Annotated in this window: 19 protein-coding genes and 2 tRNA genes; 10 read left to right on the forward strand and 11 right to left on the reverse strand. The window is 69.7% G+C overall.

What is annotated here, in order from left to right; genetic code table 11:
* Nucleotides 1-44: 44 nt before the first annotated feature.
* Nucleotides 45-117: transfer RNA gene (locus ACFYU9_RS22660), tRNA-Ala, on the reverse strand.
* A 131-nt stretch (nucleotides 118-248) separates the two neighbouring features.
* On the opposite strand from ACFYU9_RS22660, the gene ACFYU9_RS22665 reads away from it, so the two are divergent.
* Nucleotides 249-797 (forward strand): helix-turn-helix domain-containing protein, encoded by a 549-nt coding sequence (locus ACFYU9_RS22665; protein WP_389210790.1) that lies wholly within the window; start codon nucleotides 249-251, stop codon nucleotides 795-797.
* A gap of 71 nt (nucleotides 798-868) precedes the next feature.
* Nucleotides 869-2,077, forward strand: a complete 1,209-nt coding sequence (locus ACFYU9_RS22670) for a serine/threonine-protein kinase (RefSeq protein WP_389345816.1) — start codon at nucleotides 869-871, stop codon at nucleotides 2,075-2,077.
* Between the two features lie 92 nt (nucleotides 2,078-2,169).
* Here ACFYU9_RS22670 and ACFYU9_RS22675 read toward each other — a convergent pair whose 3' ends face one another.
* The 10 genes from ACFYU9_RS22675 to dnaA form a co-directional block, all read right to left on the reverse strand.
* On the reverse strand, nucleotides 2,170-2,304 hold the full coding sequence (locus tag ACFYU9_RS22675; protein ID WP_003958712.1) for a DLW-39 family protein: 135 nt from the start codon (nucleotides 2,302-2,304) through the stop codon (nucleotides 2,170-2,172).
* 116 nt (nucleotides 2,305-2,420) lie between these two features.
* Nucleotides 2,421-2,494 (reverse strand) — tRNA-Ile (locus tag ACFYU9_RS22680).
* Nucleotides 2,495-2,594: 100 nt separating this feature from the next.
* Nucleotides 2,595-3,191, reverse strand: coding sequence for a DUF3566 domain-containing protein (locus tag ACFYU9_RS22685; protein ID WP_389210786.1), 597 nt, complete (start codon nucleotides 3,189-3,191; stop codon nucleotides 2,595-2,597).
* A 106-nt stretch (nucleotides 3,192-3,297) separates the two neighbouring features.
* Nucleotides 3,298-5,892 (reverse strand): DNA gyrase subunit A, encoded by a 2,595-nt coding sequence (gene gyrA, locus ACFYU9_RS22690; protein ID WP_389210784.1) that lies wholly within the window; start codon nucleotides 5,890-5,892, stop codon nucleotides 3,298-3,300.
* Nucleotides 5,893-5,933: 41 nt separating this feature from the next.
* Entirely contained in the window at nucleotides 5,934-7,964 is a 2,031-nt protein-coding gene (gyrB, locus tag ACFYU9_RS22695) for a DNA topoisomerase (ATP-hydrolyzing) subunit B (RefSeq protein ID WP_389210782.1), read from the reverse strand.
* A 378-nt stretch (nucleotides 7,965-8,342) separates the two neighbouring features.
* Complete coding sequence (locus ACFYU9_RS22700; protein WP_389345817.1) at nucleotides 8,343-8,912, reverse strand: DUF721 domain-containing protein; 570 nt, start codon at nucleotides 8,910-8,912, stop codon at nucleotides 8,343-8,345.
* Nucleotides 8,909-10,030 carry a DNA replication/repair protein RecF gene (gene recF, locus ACFYU9_RS22705; protein ID WP_389210778.1) on the reverse strand — a complete coding sequence of 374 codons (1,122 nt, stop codon included), beginning with the start codon at nucleotides 10,028-10,030 and terminating at the stop codon, nucleotides 8,909-8,911. The genes ACFYU9_RS22700 and recF overlap by 4 nt, the downstream gene beginning before the upstream one ends.
* Nucleotides 10,031-10,087: 57 nt before the next feature.
* A complete protein-coding gene (gene gnd, locus ACFYU9_RS22710; protein WP_351176502.1) occupies nucleotides 10,088-10,966 on the reverse strand; it encodes a phosphogluconate dehydrogenase (NAD(+)-dependent, decarboxylating) in 879 nt (292 codons plus the stop codon).
* Nucleotides 10,967-11,042: 76 nt separating this feature from the next.
* Complete coding sequence (dnaN, locus tag ACFYU9_RS22715; protein ID WP_030205035.1) at nucleotides 11,043-12,173, reverse strand: DNA polymerase III subunit beta; 1,131 nt, start codon at nucleotides 12,171-12,173, stop codon at nucleotides 11,043-11,045.
* A gap of 986 nt (nucleotides 12,174-13,159) precedes the next feature.
* Entirely contained in the window at nucleotides 13,160-14,926 is a 1,767-nt protein-coding gene (gene dnaA, locus ACFYU9_RS22720) for a chromosomal replication initiator protein DnaA (protein WP_389345818.1), read from the reverse strand.
* 382 nt (nucleotides 14,927-15,308) lie between these two features.
* Here dnaA and rpmH point away from each other — a divergent pair, with 382 nt between their 5' ends.
* The 8 genes from rpmH to ACFYU9_RS22760 all read left to right on the forward strand — a co-directional run bounded on the left by rpmH (nucleotide 15,309) and on the right by ACFYU9_RS22760 (nucleotide 21,357).
* Nucleotides 15,309-15,446 carry a 50S ribosomal protein L34 gene (gene rpmH, locus ACFYU9_RS22725; protein ID WP_015659252.1) on the forward strand — a complete coding sequence of 46 codons (138 nt, stop codon included), beginning with the start codon at nucleotides 15,309-15,311 and terminating at the stop codon, nucleotides 15,444-15,446.
* Nucleotides 15,447-15,467: 21 nt separating this feature from the next.
* A complete protein-coding gene (gene rnpA / locus ACFYU9_RS22730; protein ID WP_389210774.1) occupies nucleotides 15,468-15,842 on the forward strand; it encodes a ribonuclease P protein component in 375 nt (124 codons plus the stop codon).
* Nucleotides 15,839-16,165 carry a membrane protein insertion efficiency factor YidD gene (gene yidD / locus ACFYU9_RS22735; RefSeq protein ID WP_389210772.1) on the forward strand — a complete coding sequence of 109 codons (327 nt, stop codon included), beginning with the start codon at nucleotides 15,839-15,841 and terminating at the stop codon, nucleotides 16,163-16,165. Before rnpA ends, yidD begins: the two co-directional genes overlap by 4 nt.
* Before the next feature lie 3 nt (nucleotides 16,166-16,168).
* Nucleotides 16,169-17,479 (forward strand): membrane protein insertase YidC, encoded by a 1,311-nt coding sequence (gene yidC, locus ACFYU9_RS22740; protein ID WP_389210770.1) that lies wholly within the window; start codon nucleotides 16,169-16,171, stop codon nucleotides 17,477-17,479.
* A gap of 29 nt (nucleotides 17,480-17,508) precedes the next feature.
* Entirely contained in the window at nucleotides 17,509-18,018 is a 510-nt protein-coding gene (locus tag ACFYU9_RS22745) for a protein jag (RefSeq protein WP_389210768.1), read from the forward strand.
* Between the two features lie 117 nt (nucleotides 18,019-18,135).
* Nucleotides 18,136-18,855 carry a 16S rRNA (guanine(527)-N(7))-methyltransferase RsmG gene (gene rsmG / locus ACFYU9_RS22750; RefSeq protein ID WP_389345819.1) on the forward strand — a complete coding sequence of 240 codons (720 nt, stop codon included), beginning with the start codon at nucleotides 18,136-18,138 and terminating at the stop codon, nucleotides 18,853-18,855.
* Between the two features lie 331 nt (nucleotides 18,856-19,186).
* Nucleotides 19,187-20,275 carry a ParA family protein gene (locus tag ACFYU9_RS22755; RefSeq protein ID WP_389210764.1) on the forward strand — a complete coding sequence of 363 codons (1,089 nt, stop codon included), beginning with the start codon at nucleotides 19,187-19,189 and terminating at the stop codon, nucleotides 20,273-20,275.
* Nucleotides 20,272-21,357 carry a ParB/RepB/Spo0J family partition protein gene (locus tag ACFYU9_RS22760; RefSeq protein ID WP_389210762.1) on the forward strand — a complete coding sequence of 362 codons (1,086 nt, stop codon included), beginning with the start codon at nucleotides 20,272-20,274 and terminating at the stop codon, nucleotides 21,355-21,357. The genes ACFYU9_RS22755 and ACFYU9_RS22760 overlap by 4 nt, the downstream gene beginning before the upstream one ends.
* Nucleotides 21,358-21,405: the final 48 nt, after the last annotated feature.

A 21,405-nucleotide genomic window follows, 5' to 3' on the forward strand; every position in this document is an offset into this window, starting at 1 on the left:
CCCCGCTGACCACGTTTCCGCAGGTCAGCGAGGGCGTCTCGGAGTGGAGCCTAGGGGAGTCGAACCCCTGACATCTGCCATGCAAAGACAGCGCTCTACCAACTGAGCTAAGGCCCCGGAACGAGACCAGAGTACCGGGTCACCCCCCGTATCCCGCAAAAGGATTGGGACTCCCCCGAGACGACCACGCTCCGTAAGATGCTGACCGGGGTTCGCAGTGGTGAACCCAGGGATGGGGAGAAGTGGTAATGGATACAGCGCAGCAGGAAGCCACGGCCAGAGCCCGGGAGCTTCAGCGCAGTTGGTACGGGGAGCCGTTGGGGGCGCTCTTCCGCCGGCTCATCGACGATCTCGGGCTCAACCAGGCCAGGCTGGCGGCCGTGCTCGGGCTCTCGGCGCCCATGCTCTCCCAGCTGATGAGCGGCCAGCGGGCCAAGATCGGCAACCCCGCCGTCGTGCAGCGGGTGCAGGCCCTGCAGGAGCTGGCCGGCCAGGTCGCCGACGGCAGCGTCAGCGCCGCCGAGGCCGGCGACCGGATGGACGAGATCAAGAAGTCCCAGGGAGGCTCGGTGCTCACCGCCAACAGCCAGACCACCGGCACCAGCGGCGCGCCCACCGTGCGCCGGGTGGTCCGTGAGATCCAGTCCCTGCTGCGCTCCGTGGCCGCGGCCGGCGACATCCTCGACGCGGCCGACACCCTCGCGCCCGCCCACCCCGAACTGGCAGAGTTCCTCCGGGTGTACGGCGCCGGGCGCACGGCGGACGCGGTCGCCCACTACGAGTCGCACCAGAACTGACACCGGTACCGGCACGGGTACCGACACCGGAACTGACGCCGTAGTACGGGGCGGGGAGCGGGCGCAGCGCGATGGGTGAGGTGTTCGCGGGCCGGTACGAGCTGGTCGACCCGATCGGCCGCGGCGGGATCGGCGCGGTGTGGCGGGCCTGGGACCACCGGCGCCGCCGCTACGTGGCGGCGAAGGTGCTCCAGCAGAGCGACGCCCACACCCTGCTGCGCTTCGTGCGCGAGCAGGCGCTCAGGATCGACCACCCGCACGTCCTCGCCCCGGCCAGCTGGGCCGCGGACGACGACAAGGTCCTGTTCACCATGGACCTGGTGGCGGGTGGCTCCCTGGCCCACGTCATCGGCGACTACGGCGCGCTGCCGCCCCGGCTGGTGTGCGTGCTGCTCGACCAGCTGCTCTCCGGGCTCGCCGCGGTGCACGCGGAGGGGGTCGTGCACCGGGACGTCAAGCCGGCCAACATCCTCCTGGAGGCCACCGGCGGCGGCCGGCCGCACCTGCGGCTCTCCGACTTCGGCATCTCGATGCGCAAGGGCGAGCCCCGGCTCACCGAGACCGACCACGTGATGGGGACGCCCGGCTACTTCGCGCCCGAGCAACTGACCGGCGCCGAACCCGACTTCACGGCCGACCTGTTCGCGGTCGGCCTGGTCGGCCTCTATCTCCTGGAGGGCCGCAAGCCGGACTCCCAGGCCGTCGTACGCGTCTTCCTGGAGCGCGGCACCCCCGGCGCCCCCCAGGGCGTCCCCGAGCCCCTCTGGCAGGTCCTGGCGGGCCTGCTCCAGCCCGATCCGCGGAACCGGTTCCGTACGGCCACGGGGGCGCGCAAGGCGCTGCACGCGGCGCTCGAACTGCTGCCCGAGCCGGTGGCCGGCGAGGAACCGGTCGAGATCTTCGACCAGATCGGCCCGCTGCCGCCCGGCTTCGGCCCCGACGGCCCGCAGGGCACCGCTGCGAAGGCCGCCACCCCGGAGGCCACCGTCCCGGAGGCCGCCACTGGGACGCCGGCGGCCCCGGCGCACGCTCCGGAGCCCGTACGCGCGCCCGTACCCGTACCGCCACCGCCGCCGCTGCCTCCGCCGCCCCCGGCGTACGCCCCCACGGCCCCGCTGCCCTACGAGGCGACCGCACCGACCACGCCGGCCGTGCCGCTCGCACCGACCGCGGCCGTCCCCGTGCGCCGCCTGGGGCCGCCCGCGAAGGTCGCGGTGCCGGTGCTGCTCACCGCGCTGGTGTGCTTCGCCGTGGGGATCTGGGCGCTCATCGCGGCCTAGGCTTCACAAAAGCAATCAGAACGTTCACTGCCGCGAACAGAGCGAGGCCCCGGCCGCTTTCGCGGCCGGGGCCTCGCCCGGACGGTTTCGTCTCACACACCCGAACCTGCGGGCACGGAGTCGGTCGCCTCCGTCCACAGATCCTGCTCGGCGCGATCCGCCTGGATCTGGCGGTACACGAGGAGCCCGCCGATGGCGGCCAGTGCGACCAGGAGAAGCTTCTTCACCGCGCGACCTCGTCTTTCGTTGACGTAGGAGACTTCTGACGCCCACTCTACACATGGGTAAGCGCCGACAAAGCAATCGGCCCGGACGGGTGAACCGTCCGGGCCGATCTTCTGTGTGGGGCTAACAGGATTTGAACCTGTGGCCTCATCCTTATCAGGGATGCGCTCTAACCAACTGAGCTATAGCCCCGCCGTTGCTTCGCGGTGTGTGTCCCGCTCGCTGACTCCTGAAGATTAGCGCACGTGGGGGCCAGTCCCAAAATCCGATCCCGGGACCGGCCCCCGGCGCCCTACTCGTCCTCGGCGAGCGTGAGCTCGACACCGCCCACGAAACCGGCGGAGAGGTTGTAGATGAACGCGCCGAGCGTGGCCAGCGCCGTCATCAGGACGACGTCGATCACCGCGATCACCGACGTGAACATCAGGACGCGCGGCAGCGACAGGAAGGACTGCAGGTCGAAGCCGTTCGACTCGTTGGAGCCGGTCGCCTCGCTGATCGTGCCACCGACGGTCGAGAAGACGCCCATGGCGTCCATGACCATCCACAGCACGGCCGCGGCCACCACCGTGCAGACGCCGAGCGCGATGGAGAGCAGGAAGCTCACCTTCATCACCGACCACGGATCGGCCTTGGCCACCCGCAGCCGCGCCTTGCGCGTCCGCGGGGTCGTGCGCGCCCCGGTGCGGGGCTTGCGCGCGGCGGCGGCGCCGTTCTGCCCGCCGGCCGTGTGACCGGCCGCCTGGCCGCCCTGGGCGGGCGTGCCCTGCGCCGGCGTGCCGTACGCCTGCGGAGGGTGGTACGGGCCCTGCTGGGCCGCCCCCGCCCGCTCGCCGGGCAGCGGCCCGTTGTACGTGTCGTAGGGCCGCTGCCCCCGAGTGTCCGTCACCGTAACCCCCTGGGAGTCCGTGGCGGAGCCACGGGCACCGCCCGATCCTGTGGACCGTCCGTCGACCGGACCGGTGCCCGTGGCTCCACTCACGCTCTGCTCCTCGTTACTCCCCGGCCGTGGGCTCCGTGCCCAGGGCCGACTCAGCCGACTCAGCCGTCTCCACGACGTCGACGCCATCCTCGGCGTCATCGTCCTCGCTGCCGGCCTCGGCGTTGCGGGCGATGCCGACGACGGCGTCGCGCTTGCCCAGGTTGATCAGCTGGACGCCCATCGTGTCACGGCCGGTCTCCCTGACTTCGTTGACTCGCGTACGAATCACACCGCCGGACAGGGTGATGGCGAGGATCTCGTCGGTCTCCTCCACCACCAGCGCGCCCACGAGCGAACCGCGGTCCTCCACGATCTTGGCGGCCTTGATGCCGAGGCCGCCGCGACCCTGGACGCGGTACTCGTCGACCGCGGTGCGCTTGGCGTAGCCACCGTCGGTCGCGGTGAACACGAAGGTACCCGGGCGGACGACATTCATCGAGAGAAGCTCGTCGTCCTCGCGGAAACTCATCCCCTTGACGCCGGAGGTCGCGCGTCCCATCGGGCGAAGCGCCTCGTCCGTCGCGGTGAAGCGGATCGACTGCGCCTTCCTGGAGATCAGCAGCAGGTCGTCCTCGGCGGACACCAGCTCGGCGCCGATCAGCTCGTCGTCGCTGCCGTCCTCGCGCTCGCGCAGGTTGATCGCGATGACACCGCCGGAACGCGGCGAGTCGTAGTCCTTCAGCGCGGTCTTCTTCACCAGGCCGGCCTTGGTGGCGAGCACCAGGTACGGCGCGGCCTCGTAGTCGCGGATCGCGAGGATCTGGGCGATCTGCTCGTCCGGCTGGAAGGCCAGCAGGTTGGCCACGTGCTGGCCGCGGGCGTCCCGGCCGGCGTCCGGCAGCTCGTACGCCTTGGCCCGGTAGACCCGGCCCTTGTTGGTGAAGAACAGCAGCCAGTGGTGGGTGGTCGACACGAAGAAGTGGTCGACGATGTCGTCCTGCTTCAGCTTCGTGCCGCGCACGCCCTTGCCGCCGCGCTTCTGCGAGCGGTAGTCCTCGGTCTTCGTCCGCTTGACGTAGCCGCCGCGCGAGATGGTGACGACGATGTCCTCCTCGGCGATGAGGTCCTCGATGGACATGTCACCGTCGAAGGGCACCAGCTGGGAGCGGCGGTCGTCGCCGAACTTGTCGACGAGGGCGGCGAGCTCCTCGCTGACGATCGCCCGCTGCTTCTCGGGCGAGGCCAGGATCGCGTTGTACTCGTTGATCTTCGCCTGGAGCTCGTCGTGCTCGGCGACGATCTTCTGGCGCTCCAGGGCGGCGAGCCGGCGCAGCTGCATCTCGAGGATGGCGTTGGCCTGGATCTCGTCGATCGTGAGGAGGTCCATCAGGCCCGTGCGGGCGACGTCGACCGTCTCGCTGCGCCGGATGAGGGCGATGACCTCGTCGATCGCGTCGAGCGCCTTGAGCAGACCGCGCAGGATGTGGGCGCGCTCCTCGGCCTTGCGCAGCCGGAACTTCGTCCGGCGGACGATGACCTCGATCTGGTGCGTCACCCAGTGGCGGATGAACGCGTCCAGGGAGAGGGTGCGCGGCACGCCGTCGACGAGCGCCAGCATGTTGGCGCCGAAGTTCGTCTGCAGGTCGGTGTGCTTGTACAGGTTGTTGAGGACGACCTTGGCGACGGCGTCCCGCTTGAGCACGATGACCAGGCGCTGGCCGGTGCGCGAGGAGGTCTCGTCGCGGACGTCGGCGATGCCGCCGATCTTGCCGTCCTTGACGAGGTCGGCGATCTTCTGCGCGAGGTTGTCCGGGTTGACCTGGTAGGGCAGCTCGGTGACCACCAGGCACTGGCGGTTCTGGATCTCCTCGACCTCGACGACCGCGCGCATGGTGATGGAGCCGCGGCCGGTGCGGTACGCCTCCTCGATGCCCTTGCGGCCGACGACGAGCGCGCCGGTCGGGAAGTCGGGGCCCTTGATGCGCTCGATGAGCGCGTCGAGCAGCTCCTCGTGGCTGGCCTCGGGGTTCTCCAGGTACCACTGGGCGCCGGAGGCGACCTCGCGCAGGTTGTGCGGCGGGATGTTGGTCGCCATGCCGACCGCGATGCCGGCGGAGCCGTTGATCAGCAGGTTCGGGAAGCGGGAGGGCAGGACGGTCGGCTCCTGGGAGCGGCCGTCGTAGTTGTCCGTGAAGTCGACGGTCTCCTCGTCGATGTCGCGGACCATCTCCATCGACAGCGGCGCCAGCTTGCACTCGGTGTAGCGCATGGCGGCGGCCGGGTCGTTGCCCGGGGAGCCGAAGTTGCCGTTGGAGTCGACGAGCGGCAGCCGCATCGACCAGGGCTGGGCGAGGCGGACCAGGGCGTCGTAGATCGAGGAGTCGCCGTGCGGGTGGTAGTTGCCCATGACGTCGCCGACGACGCGGGCGCACTTGTAGAAGCCCTTCTCGGGCCGGTAGCCGCCGTCGTACATCGCGTAGAGCACGCGGCGGTGCACCGGCTTGAGACCGTCACGGACGTCGGGCAGCGCGCGGGACACGATGACGGACATCGCGTAGTCGAGGTACGAGCGCTGCATCTCGGTCTCGAGCCCGACCGGCTCGATCCGCAGCTGCGGCTCTTCCTCTTCCGGGGTCTCGGTGTTCACAGGAGTGTTTTCGTCGGCCATTGCTGGTCGTCAGTCCTTTCGTACGGTCAGCTGAGACCGACTCAGATGTCGAGGAAGCGAACGTCCTTGGCGTTGCGCTGGATGAACGAGCGCCGCGCCTCGACGTCCTCGCCCATCAGCACCGAGAACAGGTCGTCGGCCTGGGCGGCGTCGTCCAGGGTGACCTGGCCGAGCACGCGGTGCTCGACGTCCATGGTGGTGACGCGCAGCTCCTCGGCGTTCATCTCGCCGAGACCCTTGAAGCGCTGGATCGAGTCCTCGCGGATCCGCTTGCCGTTCTGCTTGCCCAGCTCGACGAGCGCGTCGCGCTCGCGGTCCGAGTAGGCGTACTCGAAGTCGTCCCGGCCCCACTTGATCTTGTACAGCGGGGGACGGGACAGGTAGACGTGACCGGCCTCGACCAGCGGGCGCATGAAGCGGAAGAGGAAGGTCAGCAGCAGGGTGTTGATGTGCTGGCCGTCGACGTCGGCGTCCGCCATCAGGATGATCTTGTGATAGCGGAGCTTCTCGATGTCGAAGTCCTCGTGGACACCGGTGCCGAAGGCGGAGATCAGCGCCTGGACCTCGGTGTTCTGCAGGATCTTGTCGATCCGGGCCTTCTCGACGTTCAGGATCTTGCCGCGGATCGGCAGGATGGCCTGGTACATCGGATTGCGGCCGGACTTGGCCGAGCCGCCGGCGGAGTCACCCTCGACGATGAAGATCTCGCACTTGGTGGGGTCGTTCGACTGGCAGTCGGAGAGCTTGCCCGGCAGCGACGCCGACTCCAGGAGACCCTTGCGGCGGGTCAGGTCGCGGGCCTTGCGGGCGGCCACGCGCGCGGTGGCGGCGGTGATGCCCTTGCGGATGATGTCCGCGGCCTCGTTGGGGTTGCGGTCGAACCAGTCCGTGAGGTGCTCGAAGACGACCTTCTGGACGAAGGTCTTCGCCTCGGTGTTGCCGAGCTTCGTCTTGGTCTGGCCCTCGAACTGCGGCTCGCCGATCTTGACCGAGATGATCGCGGTCAGACCCTCGCGGATGTCGTCACCCGTGAGGTTGTCGTCCTTCTCGCGCAGCAGCTTCTTCTCGCGCGCGTACTTGTTGACGAGCGTCGTCAGCGCGGCGCGGAAGCCCTCCTCGTGCGTACCGCCCTCGTGGGTGTGGATCGTGTTCGCGAACGAGTACACGCCCTCGCTGTACGAGGAGTTCCACTGCATCGCGATCTCGACCGAGAGCAGGCGCTCCTTGTCCTCGGCCTCGACGTCGATGACGGTCGGGTGGATCAGCTCGCCCTTGCGCGAGTTGAGGTACTTCACGAAGTCGACGATGCCGCCCTCGTAGTGGTACTTCACCGTGCGCGCGGTCGGCTCGGCGGCCGCCTCGGCGTCCGGGTCGTCCGCGCCGACCGTGGCCTTCGCCGACTCGCGCTCGTCGGTGAGCTGGATCGTGAGGCCCTTGTTGAGGAAGGCCATCTCCTGGAAGCGGCGCGAGAGCGTCTCGAAGGAGTACTCGGTCGTCTCGAAGATGTCCGGGTCGGACCAGAAGGTGACCGACGTGCCGGTCTCCTCGGTGGCCTCGTGCTTCGCGAGGGGCGCGGTCGGGGCGCCCATCTTGTAGTCCTGCGTCCAGCGGTGACCGTCGGTCTTGACCTCGACGGAGACCTTCGTGGACAGGGCGTTCACGACGGAGACGCCGACGCCGTGCAGACCGCCGGAGACGGCGTAGCCGCCGCCGCCGAACTTGCCGCCGGCGTGCAGGACGGTCAGCACGACCTCGAGGGCCGGCTTGCCCTCGGACTCGACGATGCCGACCGGGATGCCGCGGCCGTTGTCGACGACGCGGACGCCGCCGTCGGCCAGGATCGTCACGTCGATGGTGTCCGCGTGGCCCGCCAGGGCCTCGTCGACGGAGTTGTCGACGACCTCCTGCACCATGTGGTGCAGACCGCGCTCACCGGTCGAGCCGATGTACATGCCGGGGCGCTTGCGCACCGCATCCAGACCCTCGAGGACCTGGATGTTGCTGGCGGTGTACTGGTTGTTCTCGTTGGGGTTGCCGGAATCGGCCACGAAGCGCCCTTTCTGGCACAGCACAGGCCGTTCTCCGGGCATACGGGAGCGGCTGCGTCGTTCGACATGTTCCGCAGGGTGGCGGGATTGTCTCCCAGTCTACCGGTACCACTGACAGTCATGGGGGTTTGCCGGTCCCTGAATGCTCATGTGCCGCCCTAGCCGGGCATCAGACGACTCCCCATATCCGGAGAGGGGCTCCAGGCGCCCCTGGCGGCCACCTAGCGCTTCGGGTCGTAGCGCGTAGTGGCGGCCCGTCGCGACGTCGTCGGTTTGCGGGCATGCGTTCCGCCGGGCCGGGGGTCTCCCCGGACGGAGTCCGGGAGAGGGCGGACACGAAAACCCCACGCGCACGGCGCCCCTCCCGCCTGGACTCCCGCCCCGACGGACCCGCCGGCGCGCTTACCCGTACGTGTCGCCCGGCCCCGTGGACCCGGGCGCCCGCAGCGGCCCGTACCCTCGCCGCGGCCCACCCGGCCCCAGGACCTTGATCATCCGCACCGTCCCGTGCCCCAGGTCCTCGTTCAGCCGCGCCACCAGCCGCGGCGCCAGCAGCCGCAGCTGCGTCGCCCACGCCGTCGAGTCGCACTGCACGGTCAGCACCCGCTCCTCCGGGTCCTCGTCGTACTTCAGCGGTACGCAGTGCTTCGCGAGGTCCTCGCCGACGATCTGCGGCCAGCGCCCCATGACCCCGCCGACCGCCGCCGGCGTCTCCCAGCCGCGCTCGGTGATCAGCCGGTTGATCGCGGCGCCGAGCGCCATCGGGTCGCGTCCGTCGGCGCGCGCGCCGGAGCGCAGGCCGCCGCCGCGCCGGGCCTGCTTCTTCTGCGCCGCGGCGGCGCCCCGGGCGCGCGCCTGCTCCTTGGCGGCGCGCAGCGCGACCCGCGCGAGGTCGACGCCGGAGGGCTCGGGGGTCGCGGGAGTCGCAACCTTGTCCACAGGCTGTGGGGAAGCGGACGGGTTCTCGCTCATACGCGCTCCACCTCTCCGGCGGACACCGCGTACCGCGTCCCGGTCAGGATCCCCGGCACGTCGTCGTCCACCGCCGCCGTGACCAGCACCTGCTCGCCGGGCGCCACCAGCTCCGCGAGCCGTTCCCGGCGCCGGGCGTCCAGCTCCGCGAAGACGTCGTCGAGGACGAGCACCGGCTCGTTGCCCTCCGCGCGCAGCAGGTCGTACGAGGCGAGCCGCAGCGCCAGCGCGTACGACCAGGACTCGCCGTGGCTCGCGTACCCCTTGGCCGGCAGGTCGCCGAGCCCCAGCAGCAGGTCGTCGCGGTGCGGTCCGACGAGCGTGACGCCGCGCTCGATCTCCTGCTTGCGCACGTCGGCGAGGGCGGCGATCAGCTGGCCGTACAGCTCCTCGCGGGTGTGCCCGTCGCCGGGCGCGGACGGCTTGTACTCCAGCTGGACCGGCCCGCCGCCGGGCGCCAGCTGCTCGTACGCCTTGTCGGCGAGCGGCCGCAACATGCCGATGAGGTCCAGCCGCTGGGCGAGCAGCTCGGCGCCGGCCCGGGCCAGGTGCTGGTCCCAGACGTCGAGGGTGGACAGGTCCATGCCGCGTCCGCCGTGCCGCCGGGCCATGGCGGCGGACTTGAGGAGCGTGTTGCGCTGCTTGAGCACCCGCTCGTAGTCGGAGCGCACGCCCGCCATGCGCGGCGAGCGCGCCGTGATCAGCTCGTCGAGGAAGCGCCGGCGCTCGCCGGGGTCGCCCTTGATCAGCGCCAGGTCCTCCGGCGCGAACAGCACCGTGCGGATGATGCCGAGCACATCACGCGGCTTGACCTGCGAGGACCTGTTGATGCGGGCGCGGTTGGCGCGGCCCGGGTTGAGTTCGAGCTCGACCAGCTGGGAGCGCTCGCCCTGGGTGACGGCGGCCCGGATGACCGCCCGCTCCGCGCCCATCCGCACGAGCGGGGCGTCGGAGGCGACACGATGGCTGCCGAGGGTGGCGAGATAGCCGACGGCCTCGACGAGATTGGTCTTGCCCTGGCCGTTCGCGCCCACGAAAGCGGTGACGCCCGGATCGAGCGGAACCTCGACCCGGGCGTACGAGCGGAAGTCGGCCAGCGACAGATGCGTGACGTGCATGGTGGGCGCCGACCTTCCCCGCGGCTGCTGTGCACCGCGGGGTGCACAGCCTGTGGATTACTTCTTCGTCTCGACCGCGTGGCCGCCGAACTGGTTGCGCAGCGCGGCGATCATCTTCATCTGCGGCGAGTCGTCCTGCCGCGAGGCGAACCGCGCGAAGAGCGACGCGGTGATCGCCGGCAGCGGCACGGCGTTGTCGATGGCGGCCTCGACGGTCCACCGGCCCTCGCCGGAGTCCGACGCGTAGCCGCGCAGCTTGTCCAGGTGCTCGTCCTCGTCGAGGGCGTTGACCGCGAGGTCGAGCAGCCACGAGCGGATGACGGTGCCCTCCTGCCAGGAGCGGAAGACCTCGCGGACGTCGGTGACGGAGTCGACCTTCTCCAGGAGCTCCCAGCCCTCGGCGTACGCCTGCATCATCGCGTACTCGATGCCGTTGTGGACCATCTTCGCGAAGTGGCCGGCGCCGACCTTGCCGGCGTGCACCGAGCCGAACTCGCCCTCGGGCTTGAGCGCGTCGAAGATCGGCTGGACGCGGGCCACGTGCTCGGCGTCGCCGCCGTACATCAGCGCGTAGCCGTTCTCCAGGCCCCAGACGCCGCCGGAGACGCCGCAGTCGACGAACCCGATGCCCTTGGCGGCGAGCTCCTCCGCGTGCTTCTCGTCGTCCGTCCAGCGGGAGTTGCCGCCGTCCACGACGATGTCGCCGGGGGAGAGCAGGTCGGCCAGCTCGTCGATGGTCGACTGGGTGGCGGCACCGGCGGGGACCATGACCCACACGACGCGCGGACCCTTGAGCTTGCCCACAAGCTCTTCCAGGCTGTGGACATCGGCGAGGTCCGGGTTGCGGTCGTATCCGATGACGGTGTGGCCGGCGCGGCGAATGCGCTCGCGCATGTTGCCGCCCATCTTGCCGAGACCGACGAGACCGAGCTCCATCAGAGATTCCTTAAGCGTCGTGTGCGGTGTACCCGGGTCCGAGCCTACGCCCGGACCCCTGTGCACACCTGTGGGGTCAGCCGCTCAGGCGTACCGGCATGATCAGGTACTTGTAGGCCTCGTCCGCCTCGGCGTCGACCGCGGGCTTGCCGCTCAGGAGAGCCGGCTTGGTGGAGGTCGTGAAGGAGAGCTGGGCGACCGGGGAGTCGATCGCGCTCAGGCCGTCCAGGAGGAAGGTCGGGTTGAAGGCGATCGAGATGTCGTCGCCTTCCAGCTGCGCGTCGACGCGCTCCACAGCCTGTGCGTCGTCGCTGGAGCCGGCCTCCAGGATGAGCACGCCCTGCTCGAAGCTGAGCCGGACCGGGGTGTTGCGCTCGGCCACCAGGGCGACGCGCTTGACGGCCTCGACGAAGGGGGCGGTCTCGATCACCGCGACTGAGTTGAACTCGGTGGGGAAGAGCGTCCGGTACTTCGGCAGGTCGCCCTCGAGCAGGCGGGTGGTGGTGCGGCGGCCCGCGCCCTCGAAGCCGATCAGGCCCTCGCCCTTGCCGGAGCCGGAGAGCGCCAGGGTCACCGTGTCGCCGCTGGTGAGCGCCTTGGCGGTGTCCAGGAGGGTCTTCGCGGGCACCAGGGCGACGGCGGAGGCGTCCGGGGACTCCGGCTTCCACAGGAACTCGCGGACCGCGAAGCGGTAGCGGTCGGTGGAGGCCAGGGTGACCGTGTCGCCCTCGATCTCGATGCGCACACCGGTGAGGACGGGCAGCGTGTCGTCACGGCCGGCGGCGATGGCCACCTGCGCGGCGGCGGAGGCGAAGACCTCACCGGGGACGGTGCCGGTCGCGGTGGGCATCTCGGGCAGCGCCGGGTACTCCTCCACAGGCAGGGTGTGGAGGGTGAAGCGGGAGGAGCCGCAGACCACGGTCGCCCGTACACCGTCTGTGGAGATCTCCACCGGACGGTTCGGCAGGGCGCGGCAGATGTCGGCGAGCAGGCGGCCGGAGACCAGGACGGTGCCGTCCTCCTCGACCTCGGCCTCGACGGAGACGCGGGCCGAGACCTCGTAGTCGAAGCTCGAGAAGCTCAGCGCGCCGTCCTCGGCCTTCAGCAGAAGGCCCGCGAGGACGGGAGCCGGCGGACGGGCCGGAAGGCTGCGGGCCACCCATGCCACCGCCTCCGCGAGTACATCGCGCTCCACCCGGATCTTCACCGGAACCGCCTCCTGCTTGTTGCTGGCTCTTCGTCGACTGCGGGAACCAGTCTGACGCACGCCGCCGACACTCGGTGCGGCTCGGGGTCAAGTCGCGACAAGAGCTCGCCGAGGCTCCGGGCTCGAGTTGTCCACACACCCCACTTCGAAGCGGATTCCGGGCTAACTATGAGTGGGAGTAGTAGTAGGGGCTGTGGAAACCGTGGATAACGCCGTCCACGCAGGTCAGAGCCGGTTTTTTGTCCACTGCCCCTGTGCATGGCACCGGTGGACAACCGGGGTGCGCTGTGGACACAGCAAAGTTCTGCACACCCGATTCACAGGCCATGGGGAGTTCTCCCCAGTGCTGTCCCCAGCTTTCCCCAGGTTCCCCACAGCCCAAACGTCTCCCTTGGTGTGACCGCTTTCACTCGCCCCAGTGAGCCCGGGCGTTTCGTTGCCGAACAGTGGACAGCGGTGTGGAGAAGCTGTGGGCAACCGCCGCCTCCCTGTGGGTTGCCCGTGGACAACCGCGCGGGACCCCTGTGGACAGATTTTTCATCCACAGGCTGTGGAGATCGGTTGCCAACAATTCCACAAGGCTCTGAGCTGGGGTGATGCTCTGTCACCAGGGCTGCCTGTGGATGCAATCCGGATAACTCGGAAGTCCCCACCCTGTGGACGGGAGATCATCCCCCAATCTGTGGAGAACCCGCCACCGGAACGGAGTAATCGAACAGCGGGCTGGCGCCGAGAGCGGCCGGAGCGGTGGCGGAAGAGGGCCGGAGGGGTGCCGGGAGGGCCTCTGAGGGGCGCCGGGAGCTGTCCGGAAGGGCGTCGGGACGGGTTCGCAGGGGCGTTGCGAGCGCCTCTGGGGATGCCGGGAGGGGGTCACGGAGGGCCGTCGGAGGCTGTCGCGAGGGGCGGCATGAGGCGTCCGGGAATGCCGAAGGGCGCCCCGGAGGTGTCCGGAGCGCCCTTCGTGCCCGCCCTGCGAGGGGGCGTCGTCAGCCGTTCTTGATGCGGTTGGTCAGCTCGGTGACCTGGTTGTAGATGGAGCGCCGCTCGGCCATCAGCGCGCGGATCTTGCGGTCCGCGTGCATGACCGTGGTGTGGTCGCGGCCGCCGAACTGCGCGCCGATCTTCGGCAGCGACAGGTCGGTGAGCTCCCGGCACAGGTACATGGCGATCTGACGGGCGGTGACCAGGACCCGGCTGCGCGAGGAGCCGCACAGGTCCTCCACCGTCAGGCCGAAGTAGTCGGCCGTCGCCGCCATGATGGCGCCGGCGGTGATCTCCGGCGCCGTGTCCTCGCCGCCCGGGATCAGGTCCTTGAGGACGATCTCGGTGAGTCCGAGGTCCACCGGCTGCCGGTTGAGGCTCGCGAACGCTGTCACCCGGATCAGCGCGCCCTCCAGTTCACGGATGTTCCGCGAGATCCGGGAGGCGATGAACTCCAGTACCTCCGGCGGGGCGTTGAGCTGCTCCTGCACGGCCTTCTTGCGCAGGATCGCGATGCGCGTCTCCAGCTCCGGCGGCTGCACGTCCGTGGTCAGGCCCCACTCGAAGCGGTTGCGGAGCCGGTCCTCCAGGGTCACCAGCTGCTTGGGCGGCCGGTCCGAGGAGAGCACGATCTGCTTGTTGGCGTTGTGGAGCGTGTTGAAGGTGTGGAAGAACTCCTCCTGCGTCGACTCCTTGCTCGCGAGGAACTGGATGTCGTCGACCAGCAGGATGTCCACGTCCCGGTAGCGCTTGCGGAACGCGTCGCCCTTGCCGTCGCGGATCGAGTTGATGAACTCGTTGGTGAACTCCTCCGAGCTCACGTACCGCACCCGGGTGCCGGGGTAGAGGCTCCGCGCGTAATGACCGATCGCGTGCAGCAGATGGGTCTTGCCGAGCCCCGACTCGCCGTAGATGAAGAGGGGGTTGTACGCCTTCGCCGGCGCCTCGGCGACGGCGACCGCCGCCGCGTGCGCGAAGCGGTTCGAGGAACCGATGACGAAGGTGTCGAAGAGGTACTTGGGGTTCAGGCGGGCGTGCTGCTCACCGGGCGCGCCGGTGCCGCCGCCCTGGCCGGACGAGCCGGAGACGCCGCCGCCGGGGACGCCGGGACGTGGCCCGTGGCCCGCGCCACGGCCCTCGGGCTCCGGCAGCTCCGCCCGCTCGGGGCGCTGCGGCTGCTCGTAGGCGGAGCGCTCGTCGTACCGCGGCGGCTGGGGCTGCTGCGGGCGGGGCGTCGCGTACGGATCGCGCTCCTGGAAGCCGCCGAGCCGCTGCTGCTGCCAGGTGACGTCCTCCTGGGCGCGCGGCCAGACGCCCGGGTCGGGGCGCTGCTGCTGGTACTCGGGGTAGGCGGGGCGGGCCGTCGGCAGCCCGTCCTCCGGCATCGGCCGCCCGTAGTCGTCGTACTTCTCGTACGTGTCGTACGTCTCGCGCTGGCCGTACGGCTGCGGGGCCGGCCGCATGGGCTGGGCCGGCGGCGCGGGCGGCGTCGGCTCGCCGACGGAGTCGTCGACGGTGATCGCGATCCGGATCGGCCGGCCGCAGGCGCGGCTGAGCGCGTCGCTGATCAGCGGGGCGAGCCGGCCTTCGAGGACCTGCTTGCCGTACTCGTTGGGCACGGCGAGCAGTGCGGTGTCGGCCACCAGCGCGAGCGGCTGGCAGCGCTCGATCCACTGCTTGTCCTTGGACTCGATGCCCTGTTGGCCTTCGCCGAGGAGCTGTTCGAGGACACGCGGCCACACTGCGGCAAGATCGGCAGGTACGTCAGCCACGGGGCACGCTTCCTCGCAGGTCCCACGAAGGTGTGGTTCTCGGGGACGGTCGGTCGGAGTCCGTAAGGACAGGTAAGGACAGATCGGAAAAGATTGTGGAGTTCAGCCACGGTAGTCGGGGCGGCTGACGTGGTTCAAGTTGTTGTCCACAGCCTGTGTACAAGGATGCCCCCACGACCAGCCGGTTTGACCGGATGGCGTAGCCGCGCGTACCGTAACCAGGTCGAGTTGTCGATGGCTGCTGCCGCCTGCCTACCGATGGGCGAAGATCACTCTATGTGATCGCGAAGCGGTGCACTCGAGCGTATGCGAGCTAATCGTGGGCGCACGGTGACAGCCAGGCGATGTCCCGCCACCAACGATTCATTTCTGGAGCCCCCGAGTGAGCAAGCGCACCTTCCAGCCGAACAACCGTCGTCGCGCGAAGACCCACGGTTTCCGCCTGCGCATGCGTACCCGTGCCGGCCGCGCCATCCTGGCGAACCGCCGCGCCAAGGGTCGCGCGAGCCTGTCCGCCTGATCTGTCTAAACAGGTCATGACGTGCTGCCTACCGAGAATCGGCTGAGGCGGCGCGAGGACTTCGCGACCGCGGTACGCCGAGGACGCCGGGCCGGCCGCCCGCTCCTCGTCGTCCATCTACGCAACAGCGGTGCAACGGACCCGCACGCGCCTGGGGAGAGCGCTCCCCCGACGCGTGCGGGTTTCGTCGTGAGCAAGGCCGTTGGCGGAGCGGTCGTCCGCAACCAGGTGAAGCGCCGTCTTCGCCATCTCGTGCGCGACCGCATCACCCAGCTGCCCCCCGGTAGCCTGGTGGTCGTACGGGCGTTGCCCGGAGCCGGCGACGCCGACCACGCACAGCTGGCCCGAGACCTGGATGCCGCTCTCCAGCGGTTGCTGGGAGGGGGCACGCGATGAAGTACCCGCTGCTGGCTCTCATCAAGCTGTACCAGTGGACGATCAGCCCGCTTCTGGGCCCCGTCTGCCGGTACTACCCGTCGTGTTCCCGCTACGGATTCACGGCCATCGACCGGCATGGCGCGATCAAGGGCACAGCCCTGACCGCCTGGCGCATCCTGCGGTGCAACCCGTGGTCGCCCGGCGGCGTGGACCATGTCCCCCCGCGCAAGCGGCCGCGCTGGCACGAGATGCTGCGCGCCGCCCTTCGTGGCGACAAGGGCGGGTTCTCCGGCGAGACAAGCCCTGCCGCAGAGACCTCGCCCAATGCTCAAGGAGCCTGATTAGTGGACACGATTGCCAGTCTGTTCAGCTTCATCACCACACCCGTCTCCTGGGTGATCGTCCAGTTCCACTCGATGTACGGGGCGATCTTCGGCCCCGACACGGGCTGGGCCTGGGGTCTGTCCATCGTGTCCCTGGTGGTGCTGATCCGCATCTGCCTGATCCCGCTCTTCGTGAAGCAGATCAAGTCGACGCGGAACATGCAGGCGCTCCAGCCGAAGATGAAGGCGATCCAGGAGCGCTACAAGAGCGACAAGCAGCGTCAGTCCGAAGAGATGATGAAGCTGTACAAGGAGACGGGTACCAACCCGCTCTCCTCGTGCCTTCCCATCCTGGCCCAGTCGCCGTTCTTCTTCGCCCTGTACCGCGTGCTCTCCAGCATCGCCAACGGTCAGACGATCGGCGTCATCAACGAGGACCTGCTGGCCAGCGCCCGTAAGGCCCACATCTTCGGCGCCCCGCTGGCCGCGAAGTTCACGGACAGCGCCGAGAAGGTCGCTTCCCTCGGTGCCTCGCTGACCGATGTGCGCGTCGTCACCGCGATCATGATCGTGATGATGTCGGCCTCGCAGTTCTACACGCAGCGCCAGCTGATGATGAAGAACGTCGACCTGTCGGTGAAGACCCCGTACATGCAGCAGCAGAAGATGCTGATGTACATCTTCCCGCTGATCTTCGCGGGCATGGGCATCAACTTCCCCGTCGGTGTCCTCGTCTACTGGCTGACCACCAACGTGTGGACCATGGGCCAGCAGATGTACGTGATCAACCAGAACCCGACCCCGGGCAGCAAGGCCCAGGACGCCTACCTGCAGCGCCTGCTCAAGAACGTCGGTCAGCACGGTGAGGTCCGCGGCCGCCGCCGCAAGAACATCGTCAAGGCCATCGTCGCCAAGGGTGCCGACCGCAACGACAACGAGCGCCGCTTCTTCGCGGGCCTGGCCAAGGCCGGCTTCGCCGCCCAGGCCGACGGCACCGTGATCAAGAGCGACAGCGTCTCCGTCGAGGCGGAGGGCGGTGCCGCCACCCGGCGCCAGCAGCCCAAGCGCCAGACCAAGGCCCAGCGCCAGGCCGCGGGCGGCCAGCAGGCGGAGTCGAAGTCCTCGGACGAGCAGGCTTCGGACGAGCAGGCTTCCGACGCCGGGACCGAGGACAAGGCCGCTCCCTCGCTGGAGAAGAAGCCGCAGTCTTCGGCCAAGGGCACCAAGGCCGGCGGTGCGGCCGCGGGCGACAAGCCGGCCCGGCCGAGCCGCGCCAACTCCGGCCAGCGCAAGGGCCAGCAGCGGCCCAAGCACCCCTCCTCCAAGAAGTAAGCCTCGACGAAGCTAGAAGGAGTCCATCCGTGACGGAAGGCACCACCTCCGCCGCCGAGGGTGGCGACACCCTGACCCGCCTGGAGCAGGAGGGTGAGATCGCGGCCGACTACCTCGAGGGCCTGCTCGACATCGCCGATCTCGACGGCGACATCGACATGGACGTCGAGGCGGACCGGGCCTCGGTCTCGATCATCAGCGACTCCGGCGGCCGCGACCTGCAGAAGCTCGTCGGCCGTGACGGAGAGGTGCTGGAGGCCCTGCAGGAGCTGACCCGGCTCGCCGTGCACCGGGAGACCGGCGACCGCAGCCGGCTGATGCTGGACATCGCGGGCTTCCGTGCCAAGAAGCGCGAGGAGCTCGCCCAGCTGGGTGCCAAGGCCGCCGACGAGGTCAAGGCCACCGGCGCGCCGGTCAAGCTGGACCCGATGACGCCGTTCGAGCGCAAGGTCGTGCACGACGCGGTCGCCGCCGCCGGTCTGCGCAGCGAGTCCGAGGGCGAGGAGCCGCAGCGCTTCGTCGTCGTGCTCCCTGCCTGAACCCTCATCTGAAGTCGGCCCCGTCTGTTCGCAGACGGGGCCGCGTTTTGTCAGCCTGATAGTCAGCACCCAGTTGCGCTCGGACGGTACGCGCGCGGTACGGAAGGACGGTTCCCCGTGACGGAGGCAACGGAGCTTCCCCAGGCGCCGGAGCAGGCGCGGACAGTCTTCGGCGAGTACTTCCCGGAGGCGGTCCGGTACGCCGAGCTCCTGGCGGACGCCGGGGTCAAGCGCGGCCTCATCGGCCCGCGTGAGGTCCCCCGTCTGTGGGAGCGCCACCTGCTGAACTGCGCCGTGCTGTCCGAGGTCGTCCCCGAGGGCGTCACGGTCTGCGACGTCGGCTCCGGTGCCGGCCTGCCGGGCATCCCGCTGGCCCTGGTCCGCCGGGACCTGAAGATCACCCTGCTCGAACCGCTGCTCCGCCGGACGACCTTCCTCCAGGAGGCCGTCGAGCTGCTCGGCCTCGACCACGTGACCGTCGTCCGCGGCCGCGCCGAGGAGATGCTGGGCAAGCTCCAGTCCGTGCACGTCGTGACCGCCCGGGCGGTGGCACCGCTCGACCGGCTCGCCGGCTGGGGCGTGCCGCTGCTCCGTCCCTACGGCGAGATGCTGGCCCTCAAGGGCGACACCGCCGAGGAGGAGATCTCCGGCGCCCGCGCCGCGCTCGCCAAGCTCGGTGTCGTGGAGGCGTCCGTGCTGCACGCGGGCGAGGGGATCGTCGACCCGCTGACCACGGTGGTCCGGGTCGAGGTCGGCGAGAGCCCCGGCGGTGTGCGCTTCGCCGCCAAGCGGGCCAAGGCGGCCCGGACCAGCCGGCCCCGTCGCCGCAGCCGCTGATCCGTTGCCCTGATCCGTTGCCGCTGATCCAGCACTGCTGATCGGGCCCCCGTCGATCTGGCCACGTCGATCCGGCCCCGCCGATCTGTCGGGCTGCTGCGATACGGGCTGATTTCGGAGTGTCGGGCGGTCCCGGCCCTGCGGCGCGTGCATCGTGTTTCACGTGAAACGTCGTTCACTGCTGCAGGGCATCATCAGCCGTGGCCGCGCGGCTGCCACGCCCCGGGACCGTCAACCTCCGGCGAAACCCTCCGTGAGGGTGAGGGGGTTGTCCACAGAGGTGGATTCATCCACAGAACCACGGGCCTCGCTGGTTCAGGACCCCGAAGGCATGGCAGGCTCTCTCCATCGCGAGTCTGAAGCCGAGGAGAGTGAGTCCTTGCGGTCCGACGCCAACATCGCGGGACCGATGACCGAACCGGTCCCCGGTCCCCGAACCGAATCGGTAGGGGCGGATGTTTCACGTGAAACACCGCCTCCGATGGACGACACCCCCATCGGCCGTGCGGCCCAACTGGCCGTGGAGGCCCTGGGCCGTGCCGGAGAAGGACTTCCCCGGCCTGCCCAGACCCGCGTGATGGTGGTCGCCAACCAGAAGGGCGGCGTGGGCAAGACCACCACGACCGTCAATCTGGCCGCCTCTCTCGCGCTGCACGGCGCCCGGGTCCTGGTCATCGATCTCGACCCACAGGGCAATGCCTCCACCGCGCTCGGCATCGACCACCACGCCGAGGTCCCGTCGATCTACGACGTCCTCGTGGAGAGCAGGCCGCTCTCCGAGGTCGTTCAGCCCGTCAGGGACGTCGAAGGACTCTTCTGCGCGCCCGCCACCATCGACCTCGCCGGTGCGGAGATCGAGCTGGTGTCGCTGGTGGCTCGCGAGAGCCGGCTGCAGCGGGCGATCCAGGCGTACGAGCAGCCGCTGGACTACATCCTCATCGACTGCCCGCCCTCGCTCGGCCTGCTGACGGTCAACGCGATGGTGGCCGGAGCAGAGGTGCTGATCCCCATCCAGTGCGAGTACTACGCGCTGGAGGGCCTCGGTCAGCTGCTGCGGAACGTCGATCTGGTGCGCGGGCACCTCAACCCCGCGCTGCATGTGTCGACGATCCTCCTCACCATGTACGACGGCCGGACGAGGCTCGCCTCGCAGGTCGCCGACGAGGTGCGCACGCACTTCGGCGAGGAGGTGCTGCGGACCAGCATCCCGAGGTCTGTGCGCATCTCGGAGGCGCCGAGCTACGGGCAGACCGTGCTCACCTATGACCCGGGCTCCAGCGGTGCCCTGTCGTATCTCGAAGCGGCGCGTGAGATCGCGCTGCGTGGCGTCGATCTCGCCTACGACGCCAGTCAGGCCCATGGCGGACACCCGCACCCGGGCCACCAGAACAACCAGCGAATGTCGGAGGGGATCCAGTGAGCGAGCGACGTAGGGGATTGGGGCGTGGGCTCGGTGCGCTGATCCCGGCTGCTCCCCAGGAACGACAGCTCCCCGCGGCCGGCGGGGGCACCACCACCGTCACGGCCACCACCGGTGCCCTTCCGGCGCTCGGCTCGGAGCGGGGTGTGGCCGCCGCGAAGCTGGCGACGCTTCCCGCGAGCCCTCAGTCCCCGGACTCCGTGGTGCCGGTGGCCGAGCCCGAGCCGGAGGCCCCCGCCGGGGCGCACTTCGCCGAGCTGCCGCTGGACTCCATCACGCCGAACCCACGTCAGCCGCGCGAGGTCTTCGACGAGGACGCCCTGGCCGAGCTGATCACCTCCATCAAGGAGGTCGGTCTGCTTCAGCCCGTCGTCGTCCGCCAGATCGGTCCCGAGCGCTACGAGCTCATCATGGGCGAGCGCCGCTGGCGGGCCTGCCGTGAGGCCGGCCTGGAGCGGATCCCGGCGATCGTGCGGGCCACCGAGGACGAGAAGCTGCTCCTCGACGCCCTCCTGGAGAACCTGCACCGGGCCCAGCTGAACCCGCTGGAAGAGGCCGCCGCCTACGACCAGCTCCTCAAGGACTTCAACTGCACCCATGACCAGCTGGCCGACCGCATCGGGCGCTCGCGTCCGCAGGTCTCCAACACGCTGCGTCTGCTGCGCCTCTCCCCGCCCGTGCAGCGCCGGGTCGCCGCGGGCGTCCTCTCGGCGGGTCACGCCCGTGCCCTGCTCTCCGTGGAGGACCCGGAGGCCCAGGACAAGCTCGCCTACCGGATCGTCGCCGAGGGGCTTTCGGTGCGGGCGGTGGAGGAGATCGTCACGCTGATGGGCTCGGAGCCCTCCTCGTCGGTGAAGCCCAAGGGGCCGCGGGCCGGCGCCCGGGTCTCCCCGGCTCTGAGCGAGCTCGCCACTCGGCTCTCCGACCGCTTCGAGACCCGGGTGAAGGTCGACCTGGGCCAGAAGAAGGGCAAGATCGTCGTCGAGTTCGCCTCGATGGAGGATCTGGAGCGGATCCTCTCGACGCTGGCCCCGGGTGAGGGGCGGGTTCTCGACCAGGGCAAGGACGAGCAGGACGACTAGTCAATCGGCGGGCTGAGCCCTCGTTTTCGTCCCGGGCGGGGCGTGTTC

Origin of the sequence: Streptomyces sp. NPDC004327 (assembly GCF_042873935.1) — a bacterium.
Taxonomy (GTDB): domain Bacteria; phylum Actinomycetota; class Actinomycetes; order Streptomycetales; family Streptomycetaceae; genus Streptomyces.